Source organism: Frischella perrara (assembly GCF_000807275.1).
GTDB classification, from domain to species: Bacteria; Pseudomonadota; Gammaproteobacteria; order Enterobacterales; family Orbaceae; genus Frischella; species Frischella perrara.
Window position 1 is genome coordinate 1,037,369 of record NZ_CP009056.1, and the last position, 16,919, is coordinate 1,054,287.

At 37.9% G+C, this 16,919-nt stretch carries 11 protein-coding genes; all 11 read left to right on the forward strand.

The features are described from left to right. The first annotated feature begins 18 nt into the window (after positions 1–18). The 11 genes from mdcC to FPB0191_RS04575 all read left to right on the forward strand — a co-directional run bounded on the left by mdcC (position 19) and on the right by FPB0191_RS04575 (position 16,728). Entirely contained in the window at positions 19–324 is a 306-nt protein-coding gene (mdcC, locus tag FPB0191_RS04525; protein ID WP_039104359.1) for a malonate decarboxylase acyl carrier protein, read from the forward strand. Continuing rightward, the gene (locus tag FPB0191_RS04530; RefSeq protein WP_039104360.1) at positions 311–1,150 is read left to right on the forward strand and encodes a biotin-independent malonate decarboxylase subunit beta; all 840 of its coding nucleotides are present in this window, start codon (positions 311–313) and stop codon (positions 1,148–1,150) included. Before mdcC ends, FPB0191_RS04530 begins: the two co-directional genes overlap by 14 nt. Next, positions 1,147–1,953, forward strand: coding sequence for a biotin-independent malonate decarboxylase subunit gamma (gene mdcE, locus FPB0191_RS04535; RefSeq protein WP_039104361.1), 807 nt, complete (start codon positions 1,147–1,149; stop codon positions 1,951–1,953). The genes FPB0191_RS04530 and mdcE overlap by 4 nt, the downstream gene beginning before the upstream one ends. A gap of 91 nt (positions 1,954–2,044) precedes the next feature. Continuing rightward, positions 2,045–3,004 (forward strand): AEC family transporter, encoded by a 960-nt coding sequence (locus FPB0191_RS04540; protein WP_039104362.1) that lies wholly within the window; start codon positions 2,045–2,047, stop codon positions 3,002–3,004. Between the two features lie 10 nt (positions 3,005–3,014). Next, complete coding sequence (locus FPB0191_RS04545) at positions 3,015–3,644, forward strand: malonate decarboxylase holo-ACP synthase (RefSeq protein ID WP_039104363.1); 630 nt, start codon at positions 3,015–3,017, stop codon at positions 3,642–3,644. Next, a complete protein-coding gene (mdcH, locus tag FPB0191_RS04550; protein ID WP_039104364.1) occupies positions 3,628–4,551 on the forward strand; it encodes a malonate decarboxylase subunit epsilon in 924 nt (307 codons plus the stop codon). The genes FPB0191_RS04545 and mdcH overlap by 17 nt, the downstream gene beginning before the upstream one ends. A gap of 390 nt (positions 4,552–4,941) precedes the next feature. Then, entirely contained in the window at positions 4,942–7,386 is a 2,445-nt protein-coding gene (locus tag FPB0191_RS04555) for an Ig-like domain-containing protein (protein WP_052236760.1), read from the forward strand. Continuing rightward, positions 7,349–11,947 (forward strand): Ig-like domain-containing protein, encoded by a 4,599-nt coding sequence (locus FPB0191_RS04560; RefSeq protein ID WP_039104365.1) that lies wholly within the window; start codon positions 7,349–7,351, stop codon positions 11,945–11,947. The genes FPB0191_RS04555 and FPB0191_RS04560 overlap by 38 nt, the downstream gene beginning before the upstream one ends. A gap of 86 nt (positions 11,948–12,033) precedes the next feature. After that, complete coding sequence (locus FPB0191_RS04565; RefSeq protein ID WP_039104366.1) at positions 12,034–13,422, forward strand: TolC family protein; 1,389 nt, start codon at positions 12,034–12,036, stop codon at positions 13,420–13,422. Beyond that, positions 13,412–15,556, forward strand: a complete 2,145-nt coding sequence (locus FPB0191_RS04570; protein WP_039104367.1) for a type I secretion system permease/ATPase — start codon at positions 13,412–13,414, stop codon at positions 15,554–15,556. Before FPB0191_RS04565 ends, FPB0191_RS04570 begins: the two co-directional genes overlap by 11 nt. Next, a complete protein-coding gene (locus FPB0191_RS04575; protein ID WP_039104368.1) occupies positions 15,553–16,728 on the forward strand; it encodes a beta-barrel domain-containing protein in 1,176 nt (391 codons plus the stop codon). Before FPB0191_RS04570 ends, FPB0191_RS04575 begins: the two co-directional genes overlap by 4 nt. The last annotated feature ends 191 nt before the right edge of the window (positions 16,729–16,919 follow it).

The following is a 16,919-nucleotide window of genomic DNA, read 5'->3' on the forward strand; positions in this document are numbered from 1 at the left end:
TATAAGCAAGAGGATGTTATGGAAAAAATTGAACTCAGTTTTCCGGCAACGGAGAAATTCAGATTTAAAGCCTTGGCTGGTGTTGTAGGATCAGGTGATCTTGAAGCATTATTCATTCCGCATCAAGAAAATGTATTGAAAGTGACAATCAAAACATCAGTGGATGGCAGTAAATTACGTTGGCAAAATTTATTTAATCGATATGCTGCCCTTCATTTATTACCAATGGGAACTCTAGATATTAACGATTTTGCTGCTACTCCAGGCGTTGCGAAACTACGAATTGAACAAGTTTTTGAGGATGCTAAAGATGGCAAAAAATGATATGAGTTTTATTGAACTTGGTGCCCGTGAACGAGCTCGTCAGATATTAGATCAAGGTAGTTTTCGCGAATTGTTAGATCCTTTTGATAAAATTACTTCACCTTGGTTAGAGCCACAAGGCATTGTCCCAGAATTTGATGATGGAATGATCATTGCTAAAGGTATGATCAATGGTAAACCTACGGTTGTAATGGCGATTGAAGGCGTGTTTCAGGGTGGAAGTATGGGAGAAGTCTCTGGAGCTAAAATGGCATCAGCACTTGAATTAGCAGCAGAAGATAATCGTAAAGGTATTGCTACTCAGGCAATTATGTTATTTGAAACAGGTGGCGTCAGATTACAAGAGGCTAATTTGGGCTTAGCAGCAATTGCCGATATTCATTCGGCAATTGTAGATTTACGTCGTTATATACCTGTAATTGGCATTATTGCGGGAACAGTGGGTTGTTTTGGTGGAATGTCTATTGCTGCTGGATTATGCAGTTATTTAATTGTGACACGAGAAGCTAGATTAGGTCTTAATGGTCCACAAGTTATTGAGCAAGAAGCTGGAATTGATGAATACAACTCTCGTAATCGTCCCTTTATTTGGAGTATGACGGGTGGTGAAGTACGAAAGAAAAACGGTTTTGCTGACATCATTGTTAATGATTCAGTCATTGAAATAAAAAATGCAATTAAGCAATGTATAGATAAGGGACTTCCTAAGCGATTACGATCGGATAACTATGCTTATTATCTTGATAAACTAAACAAAGTTGATACTACTAAGCAAGCTGATGCTACTATGGTTGAAAGTCTATTCGGTGAAGGGGGAACAAAATGAGTGCGAATATATTAAGTCGGGGTGATTATTGGTTCTCCTTATTAACAAAAGATGCTCAAATAAAAGAGGGTCAATGTCATTCGGTTAAAGTTGCAGATGGTAATATTGAAGGAAAACGCTGCCGTTTTATTGCGGTAGTACCAGATGCTAATAATAAATATCCTCGTTCTCGGCATGGGGAAGTCGGATTATTAGAAGGGTGGACATTAGCACAGATCGTGCAGGAAGTAATTGATAAAGATCAATCACAATCTGAAAAAACAGCGATTATTGCTATCATTGATGTCCCAAGCCAAGCCTATGGGCGTAGGGAAGAAGCTTTCGGTATACACCAAGCATTGGCCGGTGCAGCTGGAGCATATGCCAAAGCGCGTCTTGCTGGTCACCCTATTATAGGATTAATTGTTGGTAAGGCTATGTCAGGTGCATTTCTAGCCCATGGCTATCAAGCTAATCGGCTAATTGCTTTTAATGATAAAGAAGTACTTATTCATGCGATGGGGAAAGAATCGGCAGCACGAATTACATTGCGCTCGGTTGCTGCTTTAGAACAACTAGCCGCAACCATTCCACCAATGGCATATGATATAGCCAATTACAACAAACTAGGGTTACTGTATAAATTGCTTGATATCAGCGATCCAGATCAAGCCACTGAAAGTGATTTAAAACTAGTTAACAATACACTATCTGACGCAATTAATAATACATTAGCAAGTGACGTAAGTTTAAACAGTCGATTAAATGGAAAAGATCGGCATGCATCAGTAATTGTCCGTGAAAAAATGCGCGCTCAATGGTAAATGAAGAGTCCAGTAAAAAGCAGTTTTTTCAAGTATTTAAAACGTGTAGCAACACTTATTTTCGTTGATTGTCCATCAATTAGGTAAAATTATGACATACATTATCATTAAGGCGTTATCACCTATCTTTATCATCATGCTGTTAGGTTTTTATGCAGGAAAGCGAAGTTTGGTTGATAACAAAAATGTTACATTATTAAATGTATTTGTGATGGATTTTGCATTACCGGCGGCACTATTTACTGCAACGGTACAAACAGCATGGCAGGGTATTATTCAACAATGGCATCTGGTACTTGTTATTGTGATTGCAATGTGGATTACTTTTTTTGTTTTTTATTATTTATCTACTAAAGTCTTCAAAAAAACCGCTCAAGATTCGGCAGTATTAACGCTTACCGTTGCTTTACCTAATTATGCGGCATTAGGTTTACCCATTTTGAGTAGTGTTGTCGGAGAAAATTCCGCGACATCATTGTCGGTAGCTATCTGTATTGCTTGTGGTTCGGTTTTCCTTACTCCATTATGCTTATTGATTTTAGAACGAGAAAAAGTACGAACAAACGGCGGTAAACATAATTCCACACTGCAAATGTTACCGATATTAGTTTGGCGTTCAGTAACAAAACCAATTGTTCTTTGTCCATTATTAGGTGTTGTTTTATCGGCTTTGAATATTAAAATGCCCGATATTGTTTTACTCTCAATTAAACCTTTAGGCTTAGCTGCGACGGCATCAGCTTTATTTTTAACAGGATTGATTCTTTCCGCTCGTAAATTAACATTAAACCGTACGGTAATTGTAGCTTGTATTACTAAATTATTCATACAACCTTTCATTGCTTGGGGAATCATACTGATATTAGGATTACATGGCACTATTGCAGTCACATCTATATTAGTGACCGCTTTTGCTGCTGGTTTCTTTGGTGTCGTGTTTGGCAACCGATTTGGGGTGCAATCTCCTGATGCAGAGGCATCATTATTATTGACGTCAGTCCTAAATATTATTTCTTTACCATTGTTTATTACATTAACGTCTCACCTTTAAGGAAAAGTAAATGGTTGTTTGTCCTCATGATCTAGTCTGGTTTGATGCCTTAACGGCAATAGAGATTGAGGATGAACTACCGGAATGGTTTTACCAATATTGGCAAATTGATTTACCCGTGGTGGTGCGACGTGATTATTGCCAAAAAGGTTTAATTCCAGTTGGTATTCGTGGACGATTACGTTCTCAACGTTTAGCGATCAAAATAAAATCGGCAAATATTATTAGAATTGTAACTCCGGAGAGTTTAGTGGCAAGTCAAGCCATTGAACAATTACCCAATCATTTTCAAAAAGCCATTATGATTTTGCAAGAAAATTCTTTACCTTGGCAATGGGGCATTGTGGGTAGTTGTGGTTATCAACTAGCTACGGGTAAGTCAGTATTAACGAAAAATAGTGATCTTGATTTAATCTTACGCTGTCCTAAGAAAGAAAATCATGAAAAATTTGTTGAATTGGCTCGTTTACTTGATCATTTACCATGTACGGTAGATGTTCAGGTACAAACAAATATAGGTGGTTTTGTATTTAAAGAATGGATGCGAGATCGTAGGGTTTTATTAAGAACAAACCAAGGCCCATTAATGACAGAAAACCCTTGGTTTATAGAGGAAAGCTGCTATGAAAATCTTATTTAGTTTTCCTGGGCAAGGTGCTCAGTATACTAATATGTTACATCAATTACCCAAAAGCGAAGTAACTCAACAAGTGTTAAATTTAGCTAGTGATGTATTACAGGAAGATATACTCAATTTAGATTCTGAAACAGCCTTAAAAAATACTCGATCCGTTCAATTGTGTATTTTAATCACAGGAGTAATTTACGCTAATTTACTACAGCAACAAGGCGTTGAAGCTGATTATGTCAGTGGCTTATCCATCGGTGCTTTTCCGGCAGCAGTATTTTCAGGTGCACTTGATTTATCTGATGCAATCAAAATTGTTTCATTACGTGGTGAATTGATGCAGCACGCTTATCCACAAGGGTATGGGCTGACTTCGATACAAGGTTTATTAGAACAACAAGTTTGTTTGATTGTTGAGCAAGTTAATAGTGATCAGTATCCGGTATATATTGCTAACTTTAATGATGAGCAACAATTTGTTATTGCCGGTAGCGATCAAGCTATGTTAAAAGTTGCACAGCTTGCTAAAAAAATGGGTGCAAGAAAAGTCGTCAAACTTGCCATTAGTGTTCCATCTCACTGTCCTTTATTGACTAAAACAGCTCATCAATTAGCTCAAGCAATGGATAATATATCTATCAAGATTCCCCGAATTAGCTATTTAAGTGCCAATAATGCACGTATTATCAACCAAGTAGAAAAACTACGTGATGATTTGGCTTATAACATGGCAAGAAGCGTTTACTGGCATGAAACTATGACTGCTGCCTATGAAAGAGGTGTTAGAATTGCTATTGAAATGCCACCTGGTGCGGTGTTAACTGGATTAACTAAAAAAGTTATGGATCAAGGTGAAGTTATTGCCTTGAATCAAGTTGGTATCATTCATGCAGTACAGTTAGTTAAAATATTAACATAAAGACTCTGCTTTTTATTGTTATTAGACAACCGTATAGCTTTGAAACTAATCCAAACATCAATTCTGTTCACAAATTATTATTTAGATAACATTTTACCAACTTTTATAAGTTGTATTTTCAAATATTAATATTTTTTCCCCCTATAAAATTTCGTTAGCAATATTAACTATTTTTAAAGTCAATAATTTATGGAAATTATTGGCTTTTAATTGCCTTTCACATTTTATTTTTTTTATACAATTTATGATTAATAATTGCTAAATATGTAAATGTTATTATAATCTGGGGAAATAATTATAAATAAAAGATAATAATTGAGTTATCAAAATAAAACACAATAAAAAGCTAAAAAATCAAACAATTATAATAAAAGAAAGGAATGAAAGGTAATGAAGAGTATTATTCTGGATAGAAAAACTGGTGTATCACAAGAAACATCAGCTAATAATTTTGACATTGGAAGTTCTAAAATTGTCATACTAAATATCACCAAAAATAATATCTTATCAATAACGCAAAATGATAATCAACTTGTTGTTCAGCTTAAATCCGGTAATCCTATAATTATCAATGATTTTTATAGTTCACAAGATGATAAAAATGAAAATAAATTAGTCATTGATGATCCCTCGGAGGAAGAATTAGGATACTGGTGGATTGAAGAGCCAAATAGCGGTTTAAATTGGGTACAACTTGATGATCTCAATCCATTAATGATTACAAATACATCTGATGGTATTTCTCCATGGGTTTATGCTGCGGGAGCGGGGATTTTAGCGGCAGGTGTGTTAGCTGGTGGTGGCGGAGGCGGTGGTGGTGGACATCACCATAAAGGACAGCAAATTGCTACCCCAGTTGTTTCTTCTAATAATGCCGAAGGTATAACAGGTACAGGGACGCCCGGTTGGGAAATTGTTTTAACTAAACCGGATAATACGACTGAAGTAACCACTGTTGATGAAAATGGTAAATGGTCTTTTAATCAAAATGGTAACCCATTAGCTCATGGCGAAACAGGGAAAATTATAGCCAGAGATCCACAAAATAATGATAAAGTCAGCAAAGAAGTAGAAACGGTTGCTGATTGTCAACCTCCAGAGCCCCCCGTTGTTGAAATGAATAATAGTAATGGAATCTCGGGGACGGCAGAGCCAAATTCTACCATTACTATAACAAACTCAGATGGCGAAGTGGTAGGCGAAGCAATAACAGATGCGAACGGTAATTGGCATATCGAACCTAATCCATTAGCCGATGGTGAAGAAGGTCATTTTACCGCGACTGATAAAGCCGGTAATATCAGTGACGTGACTGATGATATTGCGGATGTCTTGGCGCCTAACGCACCTGAAGTTAAGCAAAATAATGCACAAGGTATATCCGGTAAAGCGGAGGCCAACTCTCAAGTCATCGTTACTAACTCGAAGGGTGAAGTGGTTGGTGACGCTATGGCGGATGACCAAGGTAATTGGCATATTGATTATCCTAACCCATTAACCGATGGTGAAACCGGTCATTTTACTGCGACCGATGCGGCGGGTAATACCAGTAAGGTAACCGATAATATTGCTGATACCGTGGTACCTGAACCACCAATAGTTGAGCAAAATAATGCACAAGGTATATCCGGTAAAGCGGAGGCCAATTCTAAAGTCATCGTTACTAACTCGAAGGGTGAAGTAGTTGGTGAAGCTATAGCGGATGAGAATAATAATTGGCATATAGATTCTCCTAACCCGTTAGCTGATGGTGAAACCGGTCATTTTACTGCGACCGATGCGGCGGGTAATACCAGTAAGGTAACCGATAATATTGCTGATACCGTGGTACCTGAAGCACCAACAGTTGAGCAAAATAATGCACAAGGTATATCCGGTAAAGCGGAGGCCAATTCTAAAGTCATCGTTACTAACTCGAAGGGTGAAGTAGTTGGTGAAGCTATAGCGGATGAGAATAATAATTGGCATATAGATTATCCTAACCCGTTAGTTGATGGTGAAACCGGTCATTTTACTGCGACCGATGCGGCGGGTAATACCAGTAAGGTAACCGATAATATTGCTGATACCGTGGCACCTAAAGCACCAGAAGTTAAGCAAAATAATGCACAAGGTATATCCGGTAAAGCGGAGGCCAATTCTAAAGTCATCGTTACTAACTCGAAAGGTGAAGTGGTTGGCGAAGCTATAGCGGATGAGAATAATAATTGGCATATAGATTCTCCTAACCCGTTAGCTGATGGTGAAACCGGTCATTTTACTGCGACCGATGCGGCGGGTAATACCAGTAAGGTAACCGATAATATTGCTGATACCGTGGCACCTGAAGCACCAACAGTTGAGCAAAATAATGCACAAGGTATATCCGGTAAAGCGGAGGCCAATTCTAAAGTCATCGTTACTAACTCGAAAGGTGAAGTGGTTGGCGAAGCTATAGCGGATGAGAATAATAATTGGCATATAGATTCTCCTAACCCGTTAGCTGATGGAGAAACCGGTCATTTTACTGCGACCGATGCGGCGGGTAATACCAGTAAGGTAACCGATAATATTGCTGATACCGTGGCACCTGAAGCACCAACAGTTGAGCAAAATAATGCACAAGGTATATCCGGTAAAGCGGAGGCCAATTCTAAAGTCATCGTTACTAACTCGAAGGGTGAAGTAGTTGGTGAAGCTATAGCGGATGAGAATAATAATTGGCATATAGATTCTCCTAACCCGTTAGCTGATGGTGAAACCGGTCATTTTACTGCGACCGATGCGGCGGGTAATACCAGTAAGGTAACCGATAATATTGCTGATACCGTGGCACCTGAAGCACCAGACAGTTGAGCAAAATAATGCACAAGGTATATCCGGTAAAGCGGAGGCCAATTCTAAAGTCATCGTTACTAACTCGAAGGGTGAAGTAGTTGGTGAAGCTATAGCGGATGAGAATAATAATTGGCATATAGATTCTCCTAACCCGTTAGCTGATGGTGAAACCGGTCATTTTACTGCGACCGATGCGGCGGGTAATACCAGTAAGGTAACCGATAATATTGCTGATACCGTGGCACCTGAAGCACCAACAGTTAAGCAAAATAATGCACAAGGTATATCCGGTAAAGCGGAGGCCAATTCTAAAGTCATCGTTACTAACTCGAAGGGTGAAATAGTTGGTGAAGCTATAGCGGATGAGAATGAGAATTGGCATATTGATTCTCCTAACCCATTAGCCGATGGAGAAACAGGTCATTTTACTGCGACCGATGCGGCGGGTAATACCAGTGAGGTAACCGATAATATTGCCGATACCGTGGCACCTGAACCACCAGAAGTTAAGCAAAATAATGCACAAGGTATATCCGGTAAAGCGGAGGCCAATTCTAAAGTCATCGTTACTAACTCGAAGGGTGAAGTAGTTGGTGAAGCTATAGCGGATGAGAATGAGAATTGGCATATTGATTCTCCTAACCCATTAGCCGATGGAGAAACCGGTCATTTTACTGCGACCGATGTGGCAGGTAATACCAGTGAGGTAACCGATAATATTGCTGATACCGTGGCACCTGAAGCACCAACAGTTAAGCAAAATAATGCACAAGGTATATCTGGTAAAGCGGAGGCCAATTCTAAAGTCATCGTTACTAACTCGAAGGGTGAAGTAGTTGGTGAAGCTATAGCGGATGAGAATGAGAATTGGCATATTGATTCTCCTAACCCGTTAGCTGATGGTGAAACCGGTCATTTTACTGCGACCGATGTGGCAGGTAATACCAGTAAGGTAACCGATAATATTGCTGATACCGTGGCACCTGAACCACCAGAAGTTGAGCAAAATAATGCACAAGGTATATCCGGTAAAGCGGAGGCCAATTCTAAAGTTGTTGTTACTAACTCGAAAGGTGAAATAGTTGGTGAAGCTATAGCGGATGAGAATAATAATTGGCATATAGATTCTCCTAACCCGTTAGCTGATGGTGAAACCGGTCATTTTACTGCGACCGATGCGGCGGGTAATACCAGTAAGGTAACCGATAATATTGCTGATACCGTGGTACCTGAACCACCAACAGTTGAGCAAAATAATGCACAAGGTATATCCGGTAAAGCGGAGGCCAATTCTAAAGTCATCGTTACTAACTCGAAGGGTGAAGTAGTTGGTGAAGCTATAGCGGATGAGAATAATAATTGGCATATAGATTATCCTAACCCGTTAGCTGATGGTGAAACCGGTCATTTTACTGCGACCGATGCGGCGGGTAATACCAGTAAGGTAACCGATAATATTGCTGATACCGTGGTACCTGAAGCACCAACAGTTGAGCAAAATAATGCACAAGGTATATCCGGTAAAGCGGAGGCCAATTCTAAAGTCATCGTTACTAACTCGAAAGGTGAAGTGGTTGGCGAAGCTATAGCGGATGAGAATAATAATTGGCATATAGATTCTCCTAACCCGTTAGCTGATGGAGAAACCGGTCATTTTACCGCGACCGATGCGGCAGGTAATACCAGTAAGGTAACCGATAATATTGCTGATACCGTGGCACCTGAAGCACCAATAGTTGAGCAAAATAATGCACAAGGTATATCCGGTAAAGCGGAGGCCAATTCTAAAGTCATCGTTACTAACTCGAAAGGTGAAGTGGTTGGCGAAGCTATAGCGGATGAGAATAATAATTGGCATATAGATTCTCCTAACCCGTTAGCTGATGGTGAAACCGGTCATTTTACTGCGACCGATGCGGCGGGTAATACCAGTAAGGTAACCGATAATATTGCTGATACCGTGGCACCTGAAGCACCAACAGTTGAGCAAAATAATGCACAAGGTATATCCGGTAAAGCGGAGGCCAATTCTAAAGTCATCGTTACTAACTCGAAAGGTGAAGTGGTTGGCGAAGCTATAGCGGATGAGAATAATAATTGGCATATAGATTCTCCTAACCCGTTAGCTGATGGTGAAACCGGTCATTTTACTGCGACCGATGCGGCGGGTAATACCAGTAAGGTAACCGATAATATTGCTGATACCGTGGCACCTGAAGCACCAACAGTTGAGCAAAATAATGCACAAGGTATATCCGGTAAAGCGGAGGCCAATTCTAAAGTCATCGTTACTAACTCGAAGGGTGAAGTAGTTGGTGAAGCTATAGCGGATGAGAATAATAATTGGCATATAGATTATCCTAACCCGTTAGCTGATGGTGAAACCGGTCATTTTACTGCGACCGATGCGGTGGGTAATACCAGTAAGGTAACCGATAATATTGCTGATACCGTGGCACCTGAAGCACCAACAGTTGAGCAAAATAATGCACAAGGTATATCCGGTAAAGCGGAGGCCAATTCTAAAGTCATCGTTACTAACTCGAAGGGTGAAGTAGTTGGTGAAGCTATAGCGGATGAGAATAATAATTGGCATATAGATTATCCTAACCCGTTAGTTGATGGTGAAACCGGTCATTTTACTGCGACCGATGCGGCGGGTAATACCAGTAAGGTAACCGATAATATTGCTGATACCGTGGCACCTAAAGCACCAGAAGTTAAGCAAAATAATGCACAAGGTATATCCGGTAAAGCGGAGGCCAATTCTAAAGTCATTGTTACTAACTCGAAAGGTGAAGTGGTTGGCGAAGCTATAGCGGATGAGAATAATAATTGGCATATAGATTCTCCTAACCCGTTAGCTGATGGTGAAACCGGTCATTTTACTGCGACCGATGCGGCGGGTAATACCAGTAAGGTAACCGATAATATTGCTGATACCGTGGCACCTGAAGCACCAGAAGTTAAGCAAAATAATGCACAAGGTATATCCGGTAAAGCGGAGGCTAATTCTAAAGTTGTTGTTACTAACTCGAAAGGTGAAATAGTTGGTGAAGCTATAGCGGATGAGAATAATAATTGGCATATAGATTCTCCTAACCCGTTAGCTGATGGTGAAACCGGTCATTTTACTGCGACCGATGCGGCGGGTAATACCAGTAAGGTAACCGATAATATTGCTGATACCGTGGCACCTGAAGCACCAACAGTTAAGCAAAATAATGCACAAGGTATATCCGGTAAAGCGGAGGCCAATTCTAAAGTCATCGTTACTAACTCGAAGGGTGAAATAGTTGGTGAAGCTATAGCGGATGAGAATAATAATTGGCATATTGAACCTAACCCGTTAGCCGATGGAGAAACCGGTCATTTTATTGCGATTGATGTAGCCGGTAATGAAAGTTTACAAAGCACGAAAATAACCGATACTGTGGTCCCTGAAGCCCCTAAGATAATTCATAGTAATTCTAATGAAATATATGGTACTTCAGAACAAAATGCACTAATTACTATAAAAGACCGAAAAGGTAACGTAATCACGACTACCTTCGCTGATGAAAAAGGAAATTGGAAAATAAACCCAAATCCAATAACAACCCATAACACGATAATCAGAGTTACGGCTACTGATGAAGCAGGTAATGAAAGTATGCCAGGATCTGCCATGACAGATCTTGAACCACCAAGAAAACCGTTAATTGATGAATGTAATGCAGATGAATTATCCGGTGTTACAGAACCCGGTTCGTTAATTTATGTATATGACTCGGATGGCAAACCAATTATGGATGGTGACCAACCTAAATATGCGAAAGCTGATCCATCTGGTATTTGGGAATTTAAACCAAATCCTTTAGGCAATAATTCAGGGTATATCGTTGCAATGGATGACGCTCATAATGTTAGTGATCCAGTCGCTATTGAAGGAATGTCGCAATATCTAGAAGACAATTCATCATTATTGCGGAGTGATGCTGAAGTTGATGATATTAATAATCATGATGATCAGCAATCAATCAGCGATAAGGTTGATTCAGACAATACTGTAGAAAATGATAATGAACCTAAAGTTATCAATGTTGACAATCATTCATCATCAAATGAGTCAAGGGATCTTAATAGTAATGAATTAACATCAGATAATTCACAAGCTAACGATAATGTTGACATTAAGGATCAGTTTGATTTGCCAAATGAAAGTCAATATCTATCACTTGATAAATTGTTAAGCACTTTTAATAGCGATAATGGCAACAATCTAGACGCTATTGATAGTTTTACGGATCGTCACATCCTTCTTATTAATGAAGATGTTGATTTAACAAATCTAAACGATTTATTAGGTTCTTCTAAAGAAGCCGTTTCTTTTTATCCAGAAAATAATCAGTTACAGCCTGAAAGTGACTTAGTTGAAATACTGGACTATATTCAAGGAGAACAAATGAGTATGGTTTTAGAAACTAATTTTGATAATAATGAATTAAACGACAGTCAGGAACTAGAAACGGTGATGACCTTAAAAGATACCGATGACGATATTTTAACCCAATTAGCTAATCATCAAGCCGTTATTTAATTAGCTTAATTTATCAAATATAAACCTTCTTGCTCATAGTTAATGCAAGAAGGTTTTTAATTATAATAATAACAAAGGATTAAATTATGGTATCTATAAAAAAGCTCACTTTATTGATGTTATTTTTGTCGATTTCTCCTTGTATAGCTAAACATTCTAATCTCCCTTCTCTTCATAATGATAATCAAGAAGTTGCGACTAATGATTGTCAAGTGGATAGCTCAATGACGACAAAGGGACTGAGTTTAAATAATATTATTTGTATAGCTATTAAACGCTATCCTACCATTGCATCCGCAAGATCAGGCTATGAAGGATATATGGAGATGATCGAAGCTGCAAAAGCCGGTTACTATCCACAAATAAATTTTAATGTCCAAACTACAAAATCATCTGGAATCAGAGATGGTTATGCCAATACCCCAAGAGTCACGATGCAACAACGGATTTATGATTTTGGTAAAGTTAGTAGTTCAATTGAACAATCCAAAGCTGAGGCTGATCGTCAAAGGGGGAATGTATTACAACAAATTGATAATATTATTATTCAATCTGGTAATCTAGCATTGGAAATTCAACGTTTAGAGACATTAGAATTAAAAAGTAAAAATCTATTACAAGGAATTAACAAAGTTCTTGATATTGCTATCTCACGATCTAATTCCGGAGTGAGTACGCAATCGGATTATATCCAAGCTAAATCACGACAAGAAGCAGCAGAAGCAAACTTGTTCGATATACAAACTCAACTTAGTACTACAAGAAGAAAACTAACTACATATATAGGATCACAGTATACTAATGCTAAATTAGCAACTATTGGCGATAAGCTATTTAATAGGAACATCCTACAATATCCAATTAATGAGAAACAGATCCCAACTGTGATTATGAATCAAGCGTTTCGATCTATGGCTCAAGCTCAGGTTGATAGCGCCAAAGCTGCATTAATGCCAACCATATCACTGGTAGGATCTGTAGAAAAAACCATTCATGGATATAATCCTAATAATGGTAAATACAAAGGAAATTATAACTATTTAGGATTGTCAGTCGAACAAAGTGTATTTAGCGGTGGTGAAAATTTAGCAAAACTCAAATCTGCACAAAAACAGCTAAATTTAGCCGATTATGATATCAAAACAATACGATTAGAATTAAATGATCAAGTAGACTCAATAAAATTAAATATTAATGGGATTGAATCCCGCATAAAAGTTTTGGCATCACGGCTAAAAAGTATCAATGAAACGCGTATTTTATATCGAGAACAGTATACGCTAGGAAGTCGCCCCATATTAGACCTTCTTAATTCAGAAGAAGAGGTATTTCAAGCTGAAACAAATCTTATTAATGCTCATCACGATAGATGGTCATATTATCTTCAATATCTAGTCGTAACTGGCAATGCTAGACAGATTTTTAAGTTAGAACCGCTGGTAGATAAGTATTTAGGACAAAGTAATGGAAAATAAATCTTATAATCAATGGTTAGTTGCATTCTTAAAAGTTGCTAACATTTATGGATTGGATGTATCAGAAGAGAATGCGAAGACCTTTGTCAGTTGGGATCAATCCCCAAATAAAGAGCAATTATTAACACAATTAGCAAAACAATTGGGTTTATCTATTCGCTTTCAATCCGTTTCTAAGTCAATATTTGATCCTTGGCGACTACCTGTTGTTATTGAATTTGATGAAAATCAAATCGGAGTTATTTTAAAATCAGATAATAAAGAAAAAGCCACATTAATGATGTCAAACGATGATGGCTTATCTATAGATCTATCATTTGATGAAATCTATTCTCAAGCGAAAAAAATCATTATATTACGTCCTGAATCGTCAATACCTGATGCACGTGTGGATGACTATATACAACGCCCAAAGAAAAATTGGTTTTGGCAAGTCGTTCTAAAAGATTGGAAGAGTTATAGCCATATCATAATGGCTTCTTTATTTGTGAATTTATTGGCTTTGGCATCAGTTATTTTTTCAATGCAAGTATATGATCGCGTTATTCCAGCTCAGTCCCAATCGACATTGTGGGTACTTTTTTTGGGGGTAGTCATTGCTATCTGTTTTGAATTTTTGTTACGTTTTTCTAGAACACACATCTCAGATGCGATAGGCAAAAAGATTGACTTAAAAATTTCTGATAAAGTATTTGGTAGGGCTTTACGGCTACGAAATGATGTTCGTTCTAAATCTACCGGTTCTTTCGTATCTCAATTGCGTGAGTTAGATCAATTAAGGGAAGTGGTTGCTTCAACGACGATTAATGCCTTAGCGGATGTTCCTTTTGTTATAGTATTTATGAGTATTCTTTTTTTGATTGGTGGGCCTTTAACTATCGTCGCATTAATCATGATACCATTGCTAGTTATACCAAGCATTTTGGCACAAAAACCATTGGCTCGTTTGGCTAAAGAAGGTATGAGAGAGTCAGCCATTCGTAATGCCTTACTAATTGAATCAGTTGAAGCTATTGAAGATATTAAATTATTGCGCGCCGAATATCGCTATCAAAATCAATGGAATCATGTTAATACCGTTTCAGCGAGTGTTAGTTTGAAACAACGAAGGATTGTGAGTTTTCTTGTTTCTTGGTCACAGGAACTACAGTCCTTTACTTATGTTGCCGTATTGTTAATTGGTGCTTATATGGTTATCGACGGCAATATAACTACGGGTACATTAGTTGGAAGTTCAATCTTATCATCGCGCTTAATTGCGCCTTTAGCACAATGGACTGGGGTACTGTCACGATTACAAAGTGCGAAAGTAGCTTACCGTAGTATCAATGAATTGATGTCCAAAGCAGTCGATTACGCTGAGCATGACAAGATGTTACATAAACCGCATATAAAGGGTGATTACGAACTGAGTTCAGTTGAATTAACTTATGATCCTAAAGATAAATCACCTGCATTATCAATTGAATCCCTAAAAATAAAAGCAGGAGAAAGAGTCGCAATTTTAGGTAGGATGGGCGCGGGTAAGTCAACACTATTGAATCTGTTGTGTGGGATGAGTTTAGCTACCAAAGGGGCAGTTCAAGTTGATCATTGTGATATTCGTAGCATTGATCCATTAGATGTCCGTCGAGATATTGCCTTTCTAAGTCAAAACTCAAGATTATTATTCGGTTCAATCCGCGACAATTTATTAATGGGTAACCCTCAAGCAACCGATCAGGATCTGGTACAAGCTATTCAAATCTCAGGTGCATTTCCCATCATTCAGAAACAAGGTATTGATTATGTTATAAAAGAAGGTGGTAAGGGCTTATCCGAGGGGCAGAAACAGTCTCTTATTTTGGCAAGAACGTTATTAAAAAACCCTAATGTACTCTTGCTTGATGAACCAACGGCATCAATTGATGAGATGACCGAGAAACATATCATTAATCACTTAGAACAATGGCTAGTTAATCGAACATTGATATTATCAACTCATAAACCCGCGTTATTGAAATTAGTTAATCGTATTATTGTCATTGATCAAGGCAAAATTGTGATTGATGGTCCTAAAGAAGATGTTTTAGCACTTCTTTCAAAAGAAGGACAAAAAACAGCCGTTGATGCGGTTAAAGGAAATAACACATGAGCAAAAGATCTATAAATAATTGGGATATTGTTGAAGGAGGCACAAGTAAATCTCAGCTACTAATATGGTTTATTGTATTGGCAATAAGCTGTTTTTATGTTTGGGCATCCGTATTCAAATTAACAGAAGTTTCATCGGGTACTGGTAAAGTTATTGCATCTTCTAAAGAACAAGTCATTCAATCATTAGAAGGTGGTGTTTTGAAACAATTAAATGTAAAAGAAGGACAATTAGTTGAAGCCAATCAGGTTTTAGCTTTTATTGATCCAACTAGAATGCAGTCAAGTGTTGGGGAAGCGCAAGCAAAATTAAAAGCCGCTAAAGCCACGGTTGCTAGATTACGCGCTGAAGTGGATGAAACACCGTTAGTTTTTCCTGAAGAAGTACTTAATGATTCCAGTCTTGTAAAATATGAGAGTAATTTATTTGAGTCAAGACGTAAATCGCTAACTGAGTCTATAGAGGGAATCAAGCAAAGCCAACAACTAATATTGCAAGAATTAAAACTAACAGAACCACTAGTATTAAAAGGTGCAGCCAGTAATGTTGAAATTCTTAGATTAAAAAGGCAATTAAATGAACTTAAATCCAAAGAAATCGACATTAAAGGCCAATATATTGTTAAAGCTCGTGAAGAATTAGCTAAAGCCACAGCTGAAGTTGGCTCACAAATGGAAATACTTAGAGGACGACAAGATGCATTAATGAGAACAACGATTGAATCACCAGTTAGAGGTATTGTTAAAAATATTGCAATTTCTACCTTGGGTGGCGTGATTCCTCCTGGCGGAAGATTGATGGAAATAATTCCCGTTGATGAACGATTGCAAATTGAAGCGCGTATTTCCCCTCGCGATATAGCATATATTCGCGATGGTTTACCGGCTATTGTTAGAATTACAGCTTATGACTATTCAATATATGGTGCGTTAAACGGTGTTGTTGAGACCATCTCGCCAGACACAATTCAAGATGAGGTAAATCGTGACAATTATTATTATCGAGTCTATATCAAAACAGATAGTGATCAATTAATGGATAAAAATGGTGTTGCTCATATAATCAAGCCCGGTATGATAGCCACTGTTGATATTAGAACGGGTGAAAAAACCGTATTGGAATATCTCATTAAACCTTTTAATAAAATGCGTGAAGCAATGCGAGAACGCTAACCATCTTTATTTATTTGGCTTGATTAAAATCACTGCTGATTATGAAAAACGATATAACATAAAATTCTAGCTATATCGTTTTTTATTATTGATAATTTTTAAAATGCACCGAAAAATTATTGATTTTTAGCTTTAAAACGATTATTAATTTAGATAAATATTTGGGATTTATCGCAAATGAATAATGTAAA

What these genes read in the sequence shown, in the direction of transcription:
- FPB0191_RS04575 (WP_039104368.1), top strand. Translation starts at nt 15,553, where the DNA reads ATGAGCAAAAGATCTATAAATAATTGGGATATTGTTGAAGGAGGCACA.
- FPB0191_RS04555 (WP_052236760.1), top strand. Translation starts at nt 4,942, where the DNA reads ATGAAGAGTATTATTCTGGATAGAAAAACTGGTGTATCACAAGAAACA.
- FPB0191_RS04530 (WP_039104360.1), top strand. Translation starts at nt 311, where the DNA reads ATGGCAAAAAATGATATGAGTTTTATTGAACTTGGTGCCCGTGAACGA.
- FPB0191_RS04545 (WP_039104363.1), top strand. Translation starts at nt 3,015, where the DNA reads ATGGTTGTTTGTCCTCATGATCTAGTCTGGTTTGATGCCTTAACGGCA.
- mdcE (WP_039104361.1), top strand. Translation starts at nt 1,147, where the DNA reads ATGAGTGCGAATATATTAAGTCGGGGTGATTATTGGTTCTCCTTATTA.
- FPB0191_RS04565 (WP_039104366.1), top strand. Translation starts at nt 12,034, where the DNA reads ATGGTATCTATAAAAAAGCTCACTTTATTGATGTTATTTTTGTCGATT.
- mdcC (WP_039104359.1), top strand. Translation starts at nt 19, where the DNA reads ATGGAAAAAATTGAACTCAGTTTTCCGGCAACGGAGAAATTCAGATTT.
- mdcH (WP_039104364.1), top strand. Translation starts at nt 3,628, where the DNA reads ATGAAAATCTTATTTAGTTTTCCTGGGCAAGGTGCTCAGTATACTAAT.
- FPB0191_RS04570 (WP_039104367.1), top strand. Translation starts at nt 13,412, where the DNA reads ATGGAAAATAAATCTTATAATCAATGGTTAGTTGCATTCTTAAAAGTT.
- FPB0191_RS04540 (WP_039104362.1), top strand. Translation starts at nt 2,045, where the DNA reads ATGACATACATTATCATTAAGGCGTTATCACCTATCTTTATCATCATG.